Raw genomic sequence first — 16,931 nt, forward strand, 5'->3', positions numbered from 1 at the left:
CGCCCCGCCCGCAGCAGGGATGGTCCATACCGCCGCTGAAACGTCAAGGGTTCGCGCAGTCACGCCTTCCTGATCCAGACCTTGTTGTCGTGGAAGGCGGCCCCGCCGAAGGGGGCGGGTGCGTCCGCGCCGGTGATGGTGTTGATGCCCCGGCCATGCTTGTGGGCGGCGTTGGGCCAGATCGATTCGGCGATGACGACGCCGGGCACGACACCGGCGAACAGCGACGCGGTGAGATGGACGCTGCCGCGCCTGTTGCCGACGACGACCTCCTCCCCCGCAGCGACACCCAGCCGGGCGGCATCGTCGGGATGCAGCATCAGCGTCGGGCCGACCTCCTTCTTCACCGAACTCGGCGTCTCGGTGAAGCTCGAATTGAGGAAGCTGCGCGCCGGGCTCGTCGCCAGCCGGAAGGGATGCTCGGCATCGACATTGTCGAGCACGTCCCACTGGTCGGGCAGGACCGGCATCTGCTGCCAGGGCCCGGTCAGGCCGGCATTGGTGTTGGGGACCTTCGGCCAATCCGGCTTGAAGCGGAACTTGCGGTCAGGGTAGCCGAAGCCGTCGAGATAATGCGCCGTGCGAAAATCCGGCTGCACATCGAGGAAATCATTGGCGACGAGTTCGTCGAGCGTGCCGCGGCCGCTTTCGCGCATCGTCCAGTCGACGATGTCGCGCGAGGTCATCGCGAAACCGCGATGCTCGGCGCCCAGGCGCTCCGCCAGCGCGCAGATGACCTCATGGTTCGAGCGGCATTCGCCCGGCGGCTCGACCAGCTTGCCGCCCCACATGATGTGCTGGTGGCCGCCGCCCTGGTAGATGTCGTCATGCTCCATGAACTGGGTCGCCGGCAGCACGATGTCGGCCATCTGCGCCGTCTCGGTCATGAACTGCTCATGCACGACGGTGAACAGGTCATCGCGGGCGAAGCCCTGCTTGACCCGTTCCTGCTCGGGCGCGACCGTGACCGGATTGGTGTTCTGGATGAAGAGCGCCCTCACCGGCCCGCCCTGGCGCAGGGCCTCGGCATCGCCGGTGAGAACGCGGCCGATCTGCGACTGGTCGAGTTCGCGCACGCCCGGATCGCGGACGTCGAGCCCCTCGATCAGGCTCTTGCGCCATTTATAGATGCCGCTGTTGCTGTGGAAGGCGCCGCCGCCTTCATATTGCCAGGCGCCGGTCACGGTTGGCACAGACAGCGCCGCATGCATCGAGACGGCGCCGTTGCGCTGGCGGGCGAAACCGTAGCCGAGGCGGAAGAAGCTGTTCTTGCGCGTGCCGACGAGCGCTGCGAATTCCTCGATCTGCGCGACCTCGAGCCCGGTGATCGCGGCGGCCCATTCCGGCGTGCGGCTCTGCAGATGGGCTTCGAGTTCGTCGGGCGCATCGGTATGCGCCGCGAGGTAATCGCGGTCGGCATGGCCGTCACGGAAAAGGACGTGCATGACGGCGCAGGCAAGCGCGGCATCGGTGCCCGGCCGCAGCACGAGAGCGAGATCGGCCTGGGCCAGCGTCGCGTTGCGGTAGATGTCGATCGCGACGATCTTGGCGCCGCGCGTCTTCCGCGCCTTGATGGCGTGATGCATCACATTGACCTGGGTGTGCACGGCATTGGTGCCCCAGATCACGACGCAGTCGGACTTCGCCATCTCGCGCGGATCGGGCCCGGCGAGGCGCCCGGTGCCGGCGATGAAGCCGGTCCAGGCCGTGGTCGTGCAGATCGTCGAATACTGGCCGGAATAGCGCTTGGCATGGCGCAGGCGGTTGATGCCGTCGCGCATGACGAGGCCCATCGTGCCGGCATAGTAATAGGGCCAGACGGCGTCGGCGCCATGCTCGGCCTCGATGGCAAGGAAGCGTTTGGCGATCTCGTCCAGCGCGTCGTCCCAGGAGATCCGCTCGAACTGGCCCGACCCCTTCGGCCCGGTCCGGCGCAGCGGGTGGAGCAGCCTGTCGGGATGATGGATGCGTTCGGCGTAACGCGCGACCTTGGCGCAGATCACCCCGTCGGTGTAGCTCTGGCGCTTGCTGCCGCGAACGCGGCCGATGCTGCGTCCGTCGATGACCTCGACCTCCAGCGAACAGGCGGAAGGGCAGTCATGCGGACAAACCGACGGGAGGTGGGCAATGCGTGGCAGTTCGGTCATGTGCCTGTCGTAGAGCATGATTGGACAAAGTGGAATGTGCTCCGGGCTGGCCGCCATCTTGCCTGGGGAGCATACCCCTCCGGCGCCTGCGATTCGGCGCGCTGCCATCAACCTTGGGTTAATCCTAATGCTTCAGCTTGCCGGTATCGGTTCATGAAAGGCGCGGTCGCGCCGGAGTCCAAGTTTCATGCGTAGCGTTGCGTTCCTGGCGAGCCTTGTCGCCTGTCTCTTCCTGTCGCCAACCGACCGCGCCCAGGCGCAGTCGCGTGACTACACCACCCTGACCTCGCCGCAGTCGGCGCAGAACTGGTACGTCACCCTCGGCGCCGGCGTTCGCTATCAGCCGGACTATACGGGCTCCGACGACTATGTTTTCCGCGCGCGGCCGATCATTTCGCTGGGCAGGGGTCTGAAGAGCACCTGGTGGAGTGCCGAGGACGACACGATGCTCAGCATCGGTGTCTTCTCCGGCCAGGGTTGGCGAATCGGCTTCTCGGGCGACCTGCTCTGGAAGCGGAGCGCCAAGGTCAATCCGGCGCTCGTCGCGGTACCCGAAACCAAATTCGGCGCCGAGGCCGGCGGCTTCGTCGAATTCTATCCGACCTCGTGGCTGCGCAGCCGCATCGACGTGCGCCGCGGCATCGCCGCGCATGACGGCGTCGTCGCCGATTTCAAGCTCGACGCCTTCAGCACTATCGGTCCCTGGACGCTGGGCGTCGGCCCACGCATGCGGATCGCCTCATCCGACTACATCCGGACCTATTTCGGAACCGCCGGCGCCATGCCCGGCACGGGCGGCCTGCTGCAGCGGTACAATGCCGGCGTTCATACGGTCGGCGCGCTGGCGCAGTTGACCTATAACTGGTCCGACCAGCTCAAGACGACGGCCTATGTCGAGTACAAGCGCCTCGTTGGCGACGCCACGCGTTCCCCGATCGTCAGGCCGTTCGGCTCGCGCGACTCGATCACGATCGGCCTCTCCGCAAGCTACTCCTTCGATACCGGGTCGAGCTACTCCTTCGGGCTCTGAAAGAGCGGCAGCGTCACGGCGGGACTCGCTGCGGCCGGGACGCGCAAAAAACAAAAAAGGCGGACCGGAGACCGGCCCGCCTTTTCTGTTTGTCAGACAGTCGCTGAAATCAGCCGACGATCTCGTTGCCGGCGAAGAACTGCGCGATCTCGACGATGGCAGCCTCGGGCGCATCCGAACCATGGGCGGTGTTCTCGCCAACCGATTCAGCGAAGAGCTTGCGGATGGTGCCCTCGGCGGCGTTGGCCGGGTTGGTGGCGCCCATGACTTCGCGATACTTCGCGATGGCGTCCTCGCCTTCGAGGACCTGCACGACCACGGGGCCGGAGGTCATGAACTCGACGAGCTCGCCGAAGAAGGGGCGCGCGGAATGGACCGCATAGAAGGTCTCGGCCTGGCCCTTGGTCAGGTGGATGCGCTTCTGGGCGACGATGCGCAGGCCGGCCTTCTCGATGACCGCGTTGACCGCGCCGGTGAGATTGCGCCGCGTCGCGTCGGGCTTGAGAATGGAGAAGGTACGCTGAACAGCCATCGGTCGATCCTTGGGGAAATTCTGGGGGAAATCTTGGGGAATGCGGCGCGCTTATAACCGCGCCCTCCCCGCCCCACAAGGCTCGTCGGCGGAAGCCTTCGCGCTTCCGCGGGCCGGTTCAGTGCCGCGTCAGGAAGCTGCGGGCCTCGCGGAGCGCTTCTGCGACCTGATCGCGGGTCATCTCGAGCGCGAGTTCCTGGCGATGTGCCGCAGCGCGGCCGCAACCGCGGGCCTGGGCAATGTTGAACCATTTCTGCGCCGCGACCAGATCGACCGCGATGCCGCGGCCGGCCGCATACATCAGGCCGAGCTCGTAATACGCCTCGGCCGAAGCCTCGCTCGGGATCACCAGAGAAGCGGGGATCGCGTTCATTTCCATGCGTGCCATGACAACCACCCTTGTCGTTTTCTGTGCCGGCCACCCGTCCAAAGGCCCCGGCTCGTGATGGCGAGATTGGGCGGCGGCGCTTAAATGGGTCGCTAAAATTCGCGATGAATCGAAGCTCAACGAGAAATGAGCGAGCGGTTAAATCAACGCACGGTTCATCTTTGAATCGCAAAAAATCGAGTGTTTTCAACGGCGCTTGTGGCGAATGCCGGCGAGCGCGTTGACGGAGGATTCACCCTCCGTTGCGGAAGCAGGCTCCCGGTCTGCCGTGGCGGCGGCTTGGAAGCGGTCCGGCCCTGCGATATCGTTCATATCTGAACCATGTAGCATGGCGTGGTCGGACAGGGAGGATTGCCATGGCTATCGGATCTTGCGCGCCTCGCGCATCGCTGGCCGGTCTTGGTCTCATCGTCATTGGCCTGAGCGCGGGCGGGCCTGCTCTGGCGCAGGATGTCAGCGGCATCTGGCTGCGCGACACCGGCGCCTCGCGCGTGCGCTTCGCTCCATGCGGCGATGCGGTATGCGGCACGCTGGCCTGGCTCAAGGATACGAACGGCCCGGCCAAGGCGGGGGAGCGCATCTTCTACGACATGAAGCCGTCCGGCGACGGCAAATGGAGCGGCAGCGTCTTCAATCCGGAAGACGGCAAGACCTATTCGGGCACGATGACCCTGTCCGGCACGACCTTGAAGACCTCGGGCTGCGTGCTGGGCGGGCTGATCTGCCGATCGGTGACGTGGAACCGGGCCAATTGAGGTCGGAGGCTCTTTCGCGGAGACGCCGCCGCGGCGACAAGAGCGCGGGGAACCCCTCGCCTGTAAGGAGAAGATTCTCCGTCGCGGTTCCCGCGCCCCCGGAATCTTATCCCCGCCCTCTCTTCCCATGCCTATTCTCTCGCCGTTCCGCCCGACCAGGGGGGCTGTCGCGAGGCGTCGTGCGGCCGGGTGGAGTTGCGGTGTTCAGGGTCGTGGCCGTCGCTGGCTTGCGGCCCTGGAGGGGTCGATCGTCGTCCGGGCCGAGGCGGGTCCGGTCTCGTGCCGAGACATCAAAGCACGGCGGGGACACCGGAAGACAACCGCGCGCGGGGCGGGGTGGCGGCTGTTGGCGCTGCTTCGACATATCGACTTCGACATCGACACCGGCACGCAGTCGTCGACTGCGACGCCACCTCTCCCCGCGCATCCCTCTGGATGCATCGAGGCCCGAAAACCCCGCGGCACGAGCCGGACGGGGCTATCGCTGCGTCTCGGTCAGCGTGCCTTCTGTCCGAACAGGACCGCCTTCTCTTCCGGCGTGCTGATGCCGGCCGGGTTGCGCAGAGCCTCGCCGACCTTGATGCCGCGCTGAACGGCAGGGCGAGCCAGCATGATCTCGAGCCAGCGCGCGACATGGGGGAACTGCTTCAGATCCTGCCCCTGTTTCTCCCAGCCGCGAGCCCAGCCGATGCAGGCCATGTCGGCGATCGAATAATCGCCGCAGATAAAGCTGCGGCCGTCCAGACGCTTGTTCAGCACGCCATAGAGCCGGTTGGTCTCGTTGGTGTAGCGCTCGACGGCGTAGGGGATCTTTTCCGGCGCGTAGAGCCGGAAATGATGGGTCTGGCCCAGCATCGGGCCGAATCCGCCCATCTGCCAGAACAGCCATTCGTCGACGGCGACGCGGGCGCGCTCGTCGGTCGGATAGAAAAGGCCGGTCTTGCGGCCGAGATATTGCAGGATCGCCCCCGATTCGAAGACCGAAATCGGCTTGCCGTCCGGTCCTTCCGGATCGACGATCGCGGGCATGCGGTTGTTCGGCGAGATCGCCAGGAAGTCCGGCTTGAACTGGTCGCCCTTGCCGATGTTCACCGGCAGGACGTTGTAGGGCAGCCCGCACTCCTCCAGCATGATGCTGATCTTCCACCCGTTCGGAGTGGGCCAGTAGTAGAGGTCGATCGGCTTGGTCTGGCTGGCGGACATGTTCTGCTTCCGGTCACTGTGCAGACGTCGGGGAGCGATTTGTAGGCCTCTTCGCAGAGCCGAGAAAGGGGCGCGAGCCTCCTGCGGCGCAGCGTCGCCATGTCGTGAACATGGATGCGCGGCGGCCAGAAACCTGTCTCAGAGCACCATCTTGAAGCCCTCATGGCTCTGGTCGAAGCCGAGCCGGACATAGAAGCGATGGGCGTCCTTGCGGTCCTTGTTCGAGGTCAGTTCGGCCAGTCCCACGCCATTGTCACGGGCGAAGGCGAGCGCGTGGGCGATCATGATCGCGCCGATGCCCTGCCCGCGCCGTTCGGGCGTGACATGGACGCTCTCGAACTTGGCGCGCCGGCGGCCGCGCGAGACCAGCCCCGGGATCAGCGTGACCTGGAAGGTCCCGACGACGGCGCCGGCCTGCTCCGCGACGAACAGCGTGTTGTGAGGGGACGCCTCGATCTCGGCGAAGGCGTCGAGATAGGCGGGATCGGCCGCCTCGGCCTCGATTTCAGCGGGTGTCATCGTCGGCGTCGGGGCGCCCAGCATGATCAGCGCCGCGATGCGCGCGACATCCTCGCGGCGGGCAAGGCGAATGGCGACACGGGACGGTTGGGGGATGGCGGTATCCATCGGAGGCGGAGTTCCCGGTCGGGCTGCAGGCGTCACTCGGCGAAGAGCCGCTTGGCCATGAGCAACGTATTCGGCGTGTCGTCGCGGCCGTCGAAACGGGCCTGGCGCTGCAGGAAGAAGCCCATGCGCTCATAGAAGGTGATCGCCGGCTCGTTCTGGTTCTCGACCTCGAGCCGCGCCACCGGCGCCTGCGGGAAGCAGGCCAGCGTCACCTGCAGCAGCGTGCGGCCAACGCCGACGCCCTGCCAGGCCGGCAGGACATAAAGCCGCGTCAGTAGAGCGGCGCGGTCGCGCTCCAGCCGCGCCGAGGCGGTCGCGATGATCTCGGTCCCGACCAGCGCCACGAGGAACGCCCCGCTCTCGCGACCGAGCTGCGCCGTGAGATTGTCGAGCGAATGCCACGCATTGGTGATCTCGGCGACGCGCTGCCAGCCATAGATACCGTCATAGGTGGCATGCCAGGTCTCGACCAGAAGCGCACGCACCGCCGGCAGATCGGCGGCTTCGGCGTCACGGATGATGAGACCGTCCGGCGTCACAGGTTCACTCGATGCCGAGTTTGGCTTTCAGGATCTCGTTCAGGGCCTGCGGATTGGCCTTGCCGCCGGAGGCCTTCATGGCCTGGCCAACGAACCAGCCCAGCATGGTCGGCTTCGCCTTGACCTGCTCGACCTTGTCGGGATTGGCCGCGATCAGCTCGTCCACGGCCTTCTCGATCGCGCCGGTGTCGGTGACCTGCTTCATGCCGCGGGTCTCGACGATGTCACGGGGATCGCCCCCTTCCGACCAGAGGATCTCGAACAGATCCTTGGCGATGCGGCCGGAGATGACGCCCTCGCCGATCAGATCGACCAGCCCGCCAAGCTGGGCGGCCGAAACCGGCGAGGTGGTAACGTCCTGGCCTTCCTTGTTGAGGCGGCCGAAAAGCTCGTTGATGACCCAGTTCGCGGCGGCCTTGCCGTCGCGGCCCTTTGCGACAACCTCGAAATAGTCGGCCTGCTCGCGCTCGGCGACGAGCACCGAGGCGTCATAGGGCGAGAGCGCGTATTCGGCGATGAAACGGGCCTTCTTGGCGTCCGGCAGCTCCGGCAGATGCGCCTCCAGTGCGGCAACGAAGGCGTCGTCGAATTCGAGCGGCAGCAGGTCGGGATCGGGGAAATAGCGGTAATCATGCGCCTCCTCCTTGGAGCGCATCGAGCGGGTCTCGCCTTTGCCGGGGTCGTAGAGCCGCGTCTCCTGGTCGATCGAGCCGCCATCCTCCAAGATGCCGATCTGGCGGCGGGCCTCGACATCGACGGCCTGGCCGATGAAGCGGATCGAGTTGACGTTCTTGATCTCGCAGCGCGTGCCGAGTCCGGCGCCGGGCTTGCGGACCGAGACGTTGACGTCGGCGCGCAGATTGCCCTTCTCCATGTCGCCGTCGCAGGTGCCGAGATAGCGCAGGATGGTGCGCAGCTTGGTGACGAAGGCGCGCGCCTCGTCGGCCGAGCGCAGATCCGGACGAGAGACGATCTCCATCAGGGCTACGCCCGAACGGTTCAGGTCGACGAAGCTCATCGTCGGATGCTGGTCGTGGATCGACTTGCCGGCATCCTGCTCGAGATGCAGCCGCTCGATGCCGACGGTGATCTGCTCGGTCGGCGAGAGATCGACCACGATCTCGCCCTCTCCGATGATCGGGCTCTTGTACTGGCTGATCTGGTAACCCTGCGGCAGATCGGGATAGAAGTAATTCTTGCGGTCGAAGACCGAGCGCTTGTTGACCTGCGCGTTCAGGCCGAGGCCAGTGCGCACGGCCTGGCGCACGCATTCGGCATTGATCACCGGCAGCATGCCGGGCATGGCGGCGTCGACAAGGCTGACATGGGCGTTGGGCTCGGCGCCGAAGCCGGTCGAGGCGCCCGAAAACAGCTTGGCGTTGGAGGTGACCTGGGCATGGATTTCCATACCGATCACAATTTCCCAGTCGCCTGTCGCGCCCTTGATCAGCTTCTTGGGGTCGGCGGGGCGGGCATGCGCGTTCATCGTCGGTCTTCCGGCTCGAATGGGTCGCCTGACGGTTACGATTTCGGCGGGCGGGCGGCAAGCTCCTGTTGCGTTCCCGACACCTCCTGACGGGATTGTGGCATAGTAGGGTTCATTCTACGCCCAATGATGGGTGATGGAACTTGACAATCGTCAGCGCACACCTCTTGTAGCGGCACAGGTCGGAAACCCGTCGAGGTTGCGCCGGCCCAGCCATCCGGAGTTTCGCCATGTTGACCCGCCGCCCCGGTCCGATGCTTGTTGCCTTGTCTGTCGCGACGCTGATGACCGCCACAGTCGTGCTATTGCCGCACGGCGCCCGAGCGCAAGGCGCCCCGCCGGCGCCTCCGGTTCAGGTTTCCACGCCGCTCGCCCAGCGCGTCACCAACTGGGACGAGTTCACCGGTCGCTTCGAGGCGAGCGAGCAGGTCGAGGTGCGGGCGCGCGTCTCGGGGTTCCTGGACTCGCTTCACTTCAAGGACGGCGATCTCGTCAAGAAGGGCGACCTGCTCTTCACCATCGACCCCCGCCCCTACCGCCTCGCGGTCGACGCTGCGCGCGCCGAGGTCGCCCGGGCCAAGGCCCAGGTCGAGCTGGCGCAGAACGAGGTGGAGCGCGCCGAGGGACTGACGCAGAACCGCACCATCACGGCCCGCGACGTCGATCAGCGCCGGGCCAATCTGAACAGTGCCATCGGCAGCCAGCAGGGCGCCGAGGCGAATTTCAAGACCGCCGAGCTCAATCTGGAATGGACCGAGGTGCGCGCACCGCTGGCGGGCCGCCTCTCCAACCGCCGTGTCGACCCCGGCAACCTGATCGCCGGCGGCCAGTCGGGCGCGACGCTGCTGACGACGATCGTTGCGGTCGATCCGATCTACTTCACCTTCGACGCCTCCGAGGCGGACTATCTGCGCCTTCAGCGCCAGGCCAGAAGCCTGCGTGCCGGCGCCTCACGCGAGGATGGCACGCGTGCCGAGGCTCGCCTGTCGGATGAGCAGGAGTGGAAGCGCCGCGGCAAGATCGACTTCGTCGACAACGCGCTCAATGCGCGTTCCGGCACGATCCGCAGCCGCGTCGTGTTCCCGAATACGGACCAGTTCCTGACGCCGGGCACCTTCGGGCGGTTGCGGATCTATTCCGGCGAGGCCGATGCCCTGCTGGTTCCCGACAGCGTCATCGTCTCCGATCAGGCCAACAAGATCGTCCTGACCGTCGGGCCGGAGAACAAGATCGTGCCGAAGCCGGTGGTGCTGGGGCAGATCACGGGCGGCCTGCGCGTCATCCGCAGCGGCCTGACCCCTCAGGACAAGGTCGTGATCGGCGGTTTCGCCAATCCGATGGTGCGCCCGGGCGCGACCGTCACGCCGCAGCCGGGCGAAATCAAGATCGCCGCGTCGAACTGAACGCGGCAGCCTTCGACATTGCACCTCGGACGGCCGTCGGCCGTCCGCCCTGACGTCAGGCCAGGACAGATTCCATGTTCCGTTTCGCCCATTTCTTCATCGACCGGCCCATCTTCGCCACCGTGCTCTCGGTGCTGCTGACGATCGCCGGCGCCATCGCCCAGCGCGGCCTCCCGATCGCCGAATATCCGGAGATCGCGCCGCCGACGGTCTCGATCACCGCGACTTATCCCGGCGCCTCGGCCGAGGTCGTTGCCGCGACCGTCGCGACCCCGATCGAGCAGGAGGTGAACGGCGTCGACGACATGCTCTACATCACCTCGCAGTCGACCGGCGACGGGCGGGTGACCATCAACGTCGTGTTCAAGGCCGGCGTCGACATCGACCAAGCGCAGGTGCTGGTGCAGAACCGGGTCTCGGCCGCGGAACCGCGGCTGCCGCAGGATGTGCGCGCGCTCGGCATCCAGACGCGCAAGGCCTCGCCCGATCTGATGATGGTCATTAACATGATCTCGCCGGATGGCTCGCGCGACGCGCAATACGTCTCGAACTACGCGACGCTCAACGTCAAGGACGTGCTGACGCGCATCGACGGCGTCGGCAACGTCCAGGTCTTCGGCGCGCGCGACTTCTCGATGCGGGTCTGGCTCGATCCCGCCAAGGTGTCGTCACGCAATCTGACGGCCGGCGATGTGGTGGCCGCGCTGCGCGCAGCCAACGTCCAGGTCGCGGCGGGCGCGATCAACCAGCCTCCGGCGAAATCCGACGGCGCCTTCCAGCTTTCCGTCAACACGCTCGGGCGCCTGACCGACATCGCCGAGTTCGAGAACATCGTCGTGCGCTCCGACGCCAGCGGCGGCACGATCCGGATTCGCGACATCGCGCGGGTCGAGCTCGGCTCGCAGGACTACACCACCAACGCCTATCTCGATAACCAGAACGCCGTCGCCATCGGCATCTTCCAGCGGCCGGGCTCGAATGCGCTCGCCACCGCCGACACCCTGATCAAGACCATGGAGACGATGTCGCGCGAGTTCCCCGCCGGGCTCGAACACCGCATCATCTACAACCCGACCGAGTTCATCGCCGAATCGGTCAAGGCGGTCGTCCAGACCCTGATCGAGGCCGTTGCGCTCGTCGTGGTCGTGGTGATCCTGTTCCTGCAGACATGGCGCGCGGCGATCATCCCGATCATCGCAATCCCGGTTTCACTGGTCGGCACCTTCCTCGTCATGAGCGCGGTTGGAATTTCGTTCAACACGATCTCGCTGCTGGCGCTGGTGCTGGCCATCGGCATCGTCGTCGACGACGCGATCGTCGTGGTCGAAAACGTCGAGCGCTATCTGGCCGAGGGCATGTCGGCGAAGGACGCCGCGCACAAGACGATGGACGAGGTCGGTGGCGCGCTGCTCGCCATCGCGCTCGTGCTCTGCGCCGTGTTCATCCCGACCGCCTTCATCAGCGGCCTGCAGGGCACGTTCTACCAGCAGTTCGCGGTCACGATCGCAGCCTCGACGGCGATCTCCTGCTTCGTCTCGCTGACCCTGTCGCCGGCTCTGGCGGCGCTGCTGCTGAAGCCGCATGGCCATGACGAAGGCCAGAAGAAGGGCTTCTTCTACGCGCTGGGCGCGCCGGTTCGCGGCTTCTTCCACTATTTCAACAAGGGCTTCGACTGGCTCTCGCGCAGCTATGGAGGGCTGACCTCGCGGCTGATCCGCTTCTCGGTGATCCTGCTCATCGCCTATGCCGGGCTGATTGCGCTGACGGCGCAGCGCCTGACATCGACGCCGACCGGCCTCGTGCCGCAGCTCGATCGCGGCTATTTCATTGCCGCCTTCCAGCTCCCCCCCGGCTCCTCGCTGCCGCGCACCGACGCGGTGATCCGCAAGGCATCCGACCTGCTCCTGTCCCGGCCGGGCGTTGCGCACGCCATCGCCTTCGCCGGCCTCGACGGCGCGACCTTCACGATCGCTCCGAATACCGGCGTCGTCTTCGTCAGTCTCAAGCCCTTCGCCGAGCGCCAGAAGGACGGGTTGACGACGCAAGGCATCCTTGGCGACCTCCGCCGGCAGATGTTCAGCATCAGCGAGGCCTTCGCGCTGGTGATCGAGCCTCCGGCCGTGCCGGGCATCGGCACGGGCGGCGGCCTCAAGGGCTATGTCCAGGACCGTTCCGGCCGCGGACTGGCGGCGCTCGAGGGTGCGACCTGGGCCGTGGCGGGTGCCGCCGGCCAGGTGCCGGGCATCCAGCAGCCCTTCACGCTGTTCTCGACCAAGACACCTCAGGTCTTCGCCGACATCGACCGCACCAAGGCGGAAATGCTCGGGGTGCCGGTGACGCGGGTCTTCGAGACGCTGTCGGTCTATATGGGCTCGGCCTATATCAACGACTTCAACCTGCTCGGACGGACTTATCGGGTGACGGCCCAGGCCGACAATCCGTTCCGTCTCGATTTGCGCGACGTCGCCAATCTCAAGACCCGCAATGCCGATGGCGAGATGGTGCCGATCGGCTCGGTGGCGTCGTTCTCCGACACCACCGGCGCTTATCGCGTGCCGCGCTACAATCTCTTCCCGGCTGCCGAAGTGCAGTTGTCGATGGCGCGGGGCTTCTCCACCGGCCAGGGCATCGCGGCGATCGAGAAGATCGCGGCGGAGCGCCTGCCCGCGGGCTTCGGCTTCGAATGGACCGAGATCGCGCTGCAGGAGAAGCTTGCCGGCAACACGGCCGTCATCGCCTTCGGACTGGCGGTGGTCTTCGTCTTCCTGCTGCTGGCGGCATTGTACGAGAGCTGGATGCTGCCGCTGGCGGTCATCCTAATCGTGCCGATGTGCATTCTCGCGGCGATGATCGGCGTGAACCATCAAGGGCTCGACCGCAACATCCTGGTCGATATCGGCCTGGTCGTGCTGGTTGGCCTCGCCGCCAAGAACGCGATCCTGATCGTCGAGTTCGCCAAGCAGGCCGAGGACGAGGGCATGCACCGGCGCGACGCGGCCATCGCCGCTGCGCGGACGCGGTTGCGGCCGATCCTGATGACCTCGCTCGCCTTCATCCTCGGCGTGCTGCCGCTGACGATCTCGGTCGGGGCCGGCGCGGAGATGCGGCAAGCGATGGGCATTGCGGTGTTCTCCGGCATGGTCGGCGTGACCTTCTTCGGCCTGATCTTCACCCCGGTGTTCTATGTGGTGGTGCGCTGGCTCGCAGACCTGCGCAAGAAGAAGACGCCGGCCGAGCCGACCCGTCACGAGCCGACGGCGGCGCATGGCTGACGGACACATGGCTGACGGCACGAGCCGACAGCAACAGACAATGCGAAAGGGCCGCTTGCGCGGCCCTTTTTTCTTGGGTTGGCTGTTGCGCGCCTCCGCGCCGGATCAGTGTCCGCCGAAGACCAGCAGCTTGATCGGCAGCACCGCAGCCTGGATGCGCAGCAGCAGCGCATGGACGAGCCCGACTGCGTCGACGGCATGCAGGGCGACACTTCTGGTCGTGCTCAGCTTCCCCGACGCGATCAGGTCATGGTTGCTGGTATAGGCGTTGGCGATGCAGCTGCTGCCCGGGACGACGCCGGTCAGGCCGCCTTCATAGAGCGGTTCGAGAAAGGTGAGGATGGTGCCAGGCGCCCTCGTCTGCTGGGCATCGATAAGCACTTCGCCGCCACGGAACTGCCCCGCCGCGATGAAGTCCTGCACATCCGTCACCACCATCGGGATGATCGTCCAGGGTTTCGACAGGCAGGTGACCTCCGCGATCATGCCGACCTTGAGCACCTGTGCCTCGACCTGGCCGAATCCGGCCTGGAGCATGGTTCGTCCGGCTCCCTCCGGGATCAGGATGCCGGCCGGGCGCATGAAGGGATTGACGATATCGCCGACCTGAAGCGCGAATTGTTCGATATGGCCGGTGAAACCGGCACGGACGACCGTCTTGGCGAGATCGACTTCGGCCTGGGCCAGAGCCGCCTCCGCACTGGCCTTCTCGGCCGGCAGCAGCACGGCGATCCGCGTCTGCGCCGATTCGCGCGCAGCGGTCGCGGCAGTAACTGCCGCCTGACGACCCTCGACGAGGTTCTGGAGGCGTTCGATCTCGCGCTCTGCGACCGTGCCCGAGTTCCGCGCCTTCAGCTCCTGCTTCGTGTTCAGTTCGTCCAGCGCCTGTTGATACTGGCTCTTCTCTTCCAGGATCTTGGCGTCGTTGGTCTGGAGATCGACCCTGGCGACAGTAAGGCCTGCCTCCACTTCGGCGATCTTGCGCCGGGCCGTTTCGGCCGCAGCCCTCTGCGTCGAGCTGTCGAGGCTGAAGATCGGCGCGCCCCGCGCAATTTTCTCACCACTTCGGATATGGATTTCGGCGACCCGCCCGCTGGTCTCGGGCACGATCGGCACCGTGCGGAAGAACAGCGTCGCATTGGTCGTCGAGGGATGGTTGTAGAAGATCACCGTGATCAGGCCGACCGCCAGCATCAGGCAGGTGATGATGCCCCAGCGCAGCTCGAACCAGACGGAATAGAGTGTGATCTCATGGCCGATCCGCTTGCCCTGGCGGTAACGGCGATAGAGGTAGTCCGGCAGGATCGTCAGCAGCGAGCACAGCAGAATCTCAAGCATGAACGGGCGCTCCGTCCTGATCGGTCTTCGCTTCGGCCTGGACCGGCGCGGGCGGCGGCAATGGCGCTTCGACGGCCTCCCCCCCTTCACCGGGAGCCTGTCCCGCCATCTTCTCAAGCGATCCGGCCATCCGGCGCAGCGGATTCCAGAAATCGGGAATCTCGATCAGCGCCAGCAGAAGCCCGGCGACCCAGAACAGGTGGATATGGGTGAAGAGCGCGAGCAGGCCGAGGACCGCGACGATCTCGAACTGCAGCTTGTGCGCCTTGTGTGCCATCCGCTCGGGCAAGGTGTGGAGCCGAAGGAAGATCAGGCCCACGCCCAGCACCGCACCGAGCAGCGTCGCGATCGCGACGAGAAGCAAGACGTCCGTCTCGCCGGGCGGTGTGATAAAGGATGGCAGATGCGGCGTCGCCACCGGATGTATCGGAAGTGCCAAAATAATCCCCCCAGTCTTTCGCCTGGGCTGGCGTCCGGCAAGCCGGTTGCGGTTCTTCCGTGGCGCGCCGATCACGCGCTGACGTGGGCTGCCCAAGCGTCAGTAGATGTGACGCCGATCAAGCGGGGGAGTCAAATGGCTTCGCGGCCGGCTCCGCACCGGCCGCGAAGCCCAACCGTGCCGGGCCTCCTGTTGGGAATCAGCCCCACCAGCGCTCTGCGACCGGGAAGCGCCCTGCGGCGTCCTCGATGGCCTGACCGAGCGAGAACAATGTCTCCTCGTCGAAGGGGCGGCCGATGAGCTGCAGGCCGAGCGGCAGGCCCTGACGATCGAGCCCGGCCGGCACGGCGAGGCCGGGCAGGCCGGCCATGTTCACCGTGACCGTGAAGATGTCGTTGAGATACATCTCGACCGGGTCGGCCGAGCCCTTCTCGCCGATGCCGAAAGCCGCGGACGGCGTGGCGGGCGTCAGCACGGCGTCGATGCCGGCCGCATAGGCCTCGTCGAAATCGCGCTTGATCAGCGTCCGAACCTTCTGGGCCTTGAGGTAATAGGCGTCGTAATAGCCGGCCGAGAGGACGTAGGTGCCGATCATGATGCGGCGCTTGACCTCGGCGCCGAAGCCGGCGGCGCGGGTCTTCTCGTACATCTCGACGATGTCGCGGCCCTGCTCGCGCAGGCCGTAGCGGACGCCGTCATAGCGGGCGAGGTTGGACGAGGCTTCGGCCGGGGCGACGATGTAATAGGCCGGCAGGGCATATTTGGTGTGCGGCAGCGAGATCTCGACGATCTCGGCGCCGGCAGCCTTGAGCCAGTCGATGCCCTGCTGCCAGAGCGCTTCGATCTCGGCGTTGAGCCCGTCGAGCCGGTATTCCCTGGGAATGCCGATCTTCATGCCCTTGACCGACCGGCCGACGGCCTTCTCGTAATCCGGCACGGCGTTGTCGACCGAGGTCGTGTCCTTGGGATCGTGACCGGCCATGGAGCGCAGCATCACGGCGCAGTCGCGCACGCTTTTGCCGATCGGGCCCGCCTGATCGAGCGAGGAGGCGAAGGCGACGATGCCCCAGCGCGAGCAGCGGCCATAGGTCGGCTTGATGCCGACGGTGCCGGTGAAGGCGGCAGGCTGGCGGATCGAGCCGCCGGTGTCGGTTGCGGTCGCCGCGAGGCAGAGATCGGCCGCAACCGCCGAGGCCGAGCCGCCTGACGAGCCGCCCGGCACAAGATGGGCGCCCTCGACCGCGCCGGTCGCGCCCGCGCCGACATTGGAGCCTTTGCGGCGCCACGGGTTCACCACCGATCCGAAGGCCGAGGTCTCGTTCGACGAGCCCATGGCGAATTCGTCATTGTTGAGCTTGCCGAGCATGACGGCGCCGTCGCGCCAGAGCTGGCCCGAAACCGTCGACTCATAGGGCGGAATGAAGTTGCCGAGGATTTTCGAGCAGGCAGTGGTGCGCACGCCTTCCGTCGCGAAGAGATCCTTGATGCCGAGCGGCAGACCCTCGAGCGGGCCGGCGTCGCCCTTCGCCAGCCTGGCATCGGACACCGCCGCCTGCTTCAGCGCGTGCTCCGGGGTCTCCAGCACATAGGCGTTCAGCGCGCGCGCCTTCTCGACAGCGGCGATATGGGCCTTCGTCAGCTCGGTCGCGGAGAAGGTCTTGGCCTTCAGCCCGTCGCGCGCTTCGGTCAGGGTCAGGCGGGTGAGATCGGTCACGTTGGAATTCCAGCGTTATCTGGTCGGGAGGCCCCGGATCGCGCGCCGCGCGTCCCGG

At 66.2% G+C, this 16,931-nt stretch carries 14 protein-coding genes; 4 read left to right on the forward strand and 10 right to left on the reverse strand.

The genetic code is table 11. From position 1 onward, the window contains the following. Positions 1-59: 59 nt before the first annotated feature. Complete coding sequence (locus C8D03_RS23015; RefSeq protein WP_108051926.1) at positions 60-2,147, reverse strand: molybdopterin-containing oxidoreductase family protein; 2,088 nt, start codon at positions 2,145-2,147, stop codon at positions 60-62. 187 nt (positions 2,148-2,334) lie between these two features. On the opposite strand from C8D03_RS23015, the gene C8D03_RS23020 reads away from it, so the two are divergent. Beyond that, a complete protein-coding gene (locus tag C8D03_RS23020; protein ID WP_108050008.1) occupies positions 2,335-3,177 on the forward strand; it encodes a MipA/OmpV family protein in 843 nt (280 codons plus the stop codon). A gap of 109 nt (positions 3,178-3,286) precedes the next feature. On the opposite strand, the gene ndk is transcribed toward C8D03_RS23020, so the two are convergent. Further along, complete coding sequence (gene ndk, locus C8D03_RS23025; RefSeq protein ID WP_108050010.1) at positions 3,287-3,709, reverse strand: nucleoside-diphosphate kinase; 423 nt, start codon at positions 3,707-3,709, stop codon at positions 3,287-3,289. 118 nt (positions 3,710-3,827) lie between these two features. Beyond that, entirely contained in the window at positions 3,828-4,097 is a 270-nt protein-coding gene (locus tag C8D03_RS23030) for an SEL1-like repeat protein (protein ID WP_108050012.1), read from the reverse strand. Between the two features lie 356 nt (positions 4,098-4,453). On the opposite strand from C8D03_RS23030, the gene C8D03_RS23035 reads away from it, so the two are divergent. After that, a complete protein-coding gene (locus C8D03_RS23035; RefSeq protein ID WP_108050014.1) occupies positions 4,454-4,852 on the forward strand; it encodes a DUF2147 domain-containing protein in 399 nt (132 codons plus the stop codon). A gap of 495 nt (positions 4,853-5,347) precedes the next feature. On the opposite strand, the gene C8D03_RS23040 is transcribed toward C8D03_RS23035, so the two are convergent. From C8D03_RS23040 to gatB, 4 genes are all read right to left on the reverse strand, one after another. After that, the gene (locus tag C8D03_RS23040) at positions 5,348-6,055 is read right to left on the reverse strand and encodes a glutathione S-transferase N-terminal domain-containing protein (RefSeq protein ID WP_108050017.1); all 708 of its coding nucleotides are present in this window, start codon (positions 6,053-6,055) and stop codon (positions 5,348-5,350) included. Positions 6,056-6,193: 138 nt separating this feature from the next. After that, on the reverse strand, positions 6,194-6,682 hold the full coding sequence (locus tag C8D03_RS23045) for a GNAT family N-acetyltransferase (protein ID WP_108050019.1): 489 nt from the start codon (positions 6,680-6,682) through the stop codon (positions 6,194-6,196). A 32-nt stretch (positions 6,683-6,714) separates the two neighbouring features. Then, a complete protein-coding gene (locus tag C8D03_RS23050; protein WP_108050021.1) occupies positions 6,715-7,221 on the reverse strand; it encodes a GNAT family N-acetyltransferase in 507 nt (168 codons plus the stop codon). Between the two features lie 4 nt (positions 7,222-7,225). Next, positions 7,226-8,707, reverse strand: a complete 1,482-nt coding sequence (gene gatB / locus C8D03_RS23055; protein ID WP_108050023.1) for an Asp-tRNA(Asn)/Glu-tRNA(Gln) amidotransferase subunit GatB — start codon at positions 8,705-8,707, stop codon at positions 7,226-7,228. A gap of 230 nt (positions 8,708-8,937) precedes the next feature. On the opposite strand from gatB, the gene C8D03_RS23060 reads away from it, so the two are divergent. Both C8D03_RS23060 and C8D03_RS23065 read left to right on the forward strand, forming a co-directional pair. Next, a complete protein-coding gene (locus tag C8D03_RS23060) occupies positions 8,938-10,110 on the forward strand; it encodes an efflux RND transporter periplasmic adaptor subunit (RefSeq protein WP_108050025.1) in 1,173 nt (390 codons plus the stop codon). Between the two features lie 74 nt (positions 10,111-10,184). Next, on the forward strand, positions 10,185-13,382 hold the full coding sequence (locus tag C8D03_RS23065; RefSeq protein ID WP_108050027.1) for an efflux RND transporter permease subunit: 3,198 nt from the start codon (positions 10,185-10,187) through the stop codon (positions 13,380-13,382). A 105-nt stretch (positions 13,383-13,487) separates the two neighbouring features. On the opposite strand, the gene C8D03_RS23070 is transcribed toward C8D03_RS23065, so the two are convergent. The 3 genes from C8D03_RS23070 to gatA all read right to left on the reverse strand — a co-directional run bounded on the left by C8D03_RS23070 (position 13,488) and on the right by gatA (position 16,873). After that, positions 13,488-14,720, reverse strand: coding sequence for an HlyD family secretion protein (locus tag C8D03_RS23070; protein ID WP_108050029.1), 1,233 nt, complete (start codon positions 14,718-14,720; stop codon positions 13,488-13,490). Continuing rightward, complete coding sequence (locus C8D03_RS23075; protein WP_108050031.1) at positions 14,713-15,159, reverse strand: hypothetical protein; 447 nt, start codon at positions 15,157-15,159, stop codon at positions 14,713-14,715. The genes C8D03_RS23070 and C8D03_RS23075 overlap by 8 nt, the downstream gene beginning before the upstream one ends. Positions 15,160-15,358: 199 nt before the next feature. Next, entirely contained in the window at positions 15,359-16,873 is a 1,515-nt protein-coding gene (gene gatA, locus C8D03_RS23080) for an Asp-tRNA(Asn)/Glu-tRNA(Gln) amidotransferase subunit GatA (RefSeq protein ID WP_108050033.1), read from the reverse strand. Positions 16,874-16,931: the final 58 nt, after the last annotated feature.

The organism is Bosea sp. 124 (assembly GCF_003046175.1).
Taxonomy (GTDB): Bacteria; Pseudomonadota; Alphaproteobacteria; order Rhizobiales; family Beijerinckiaceae; genus Allobosea.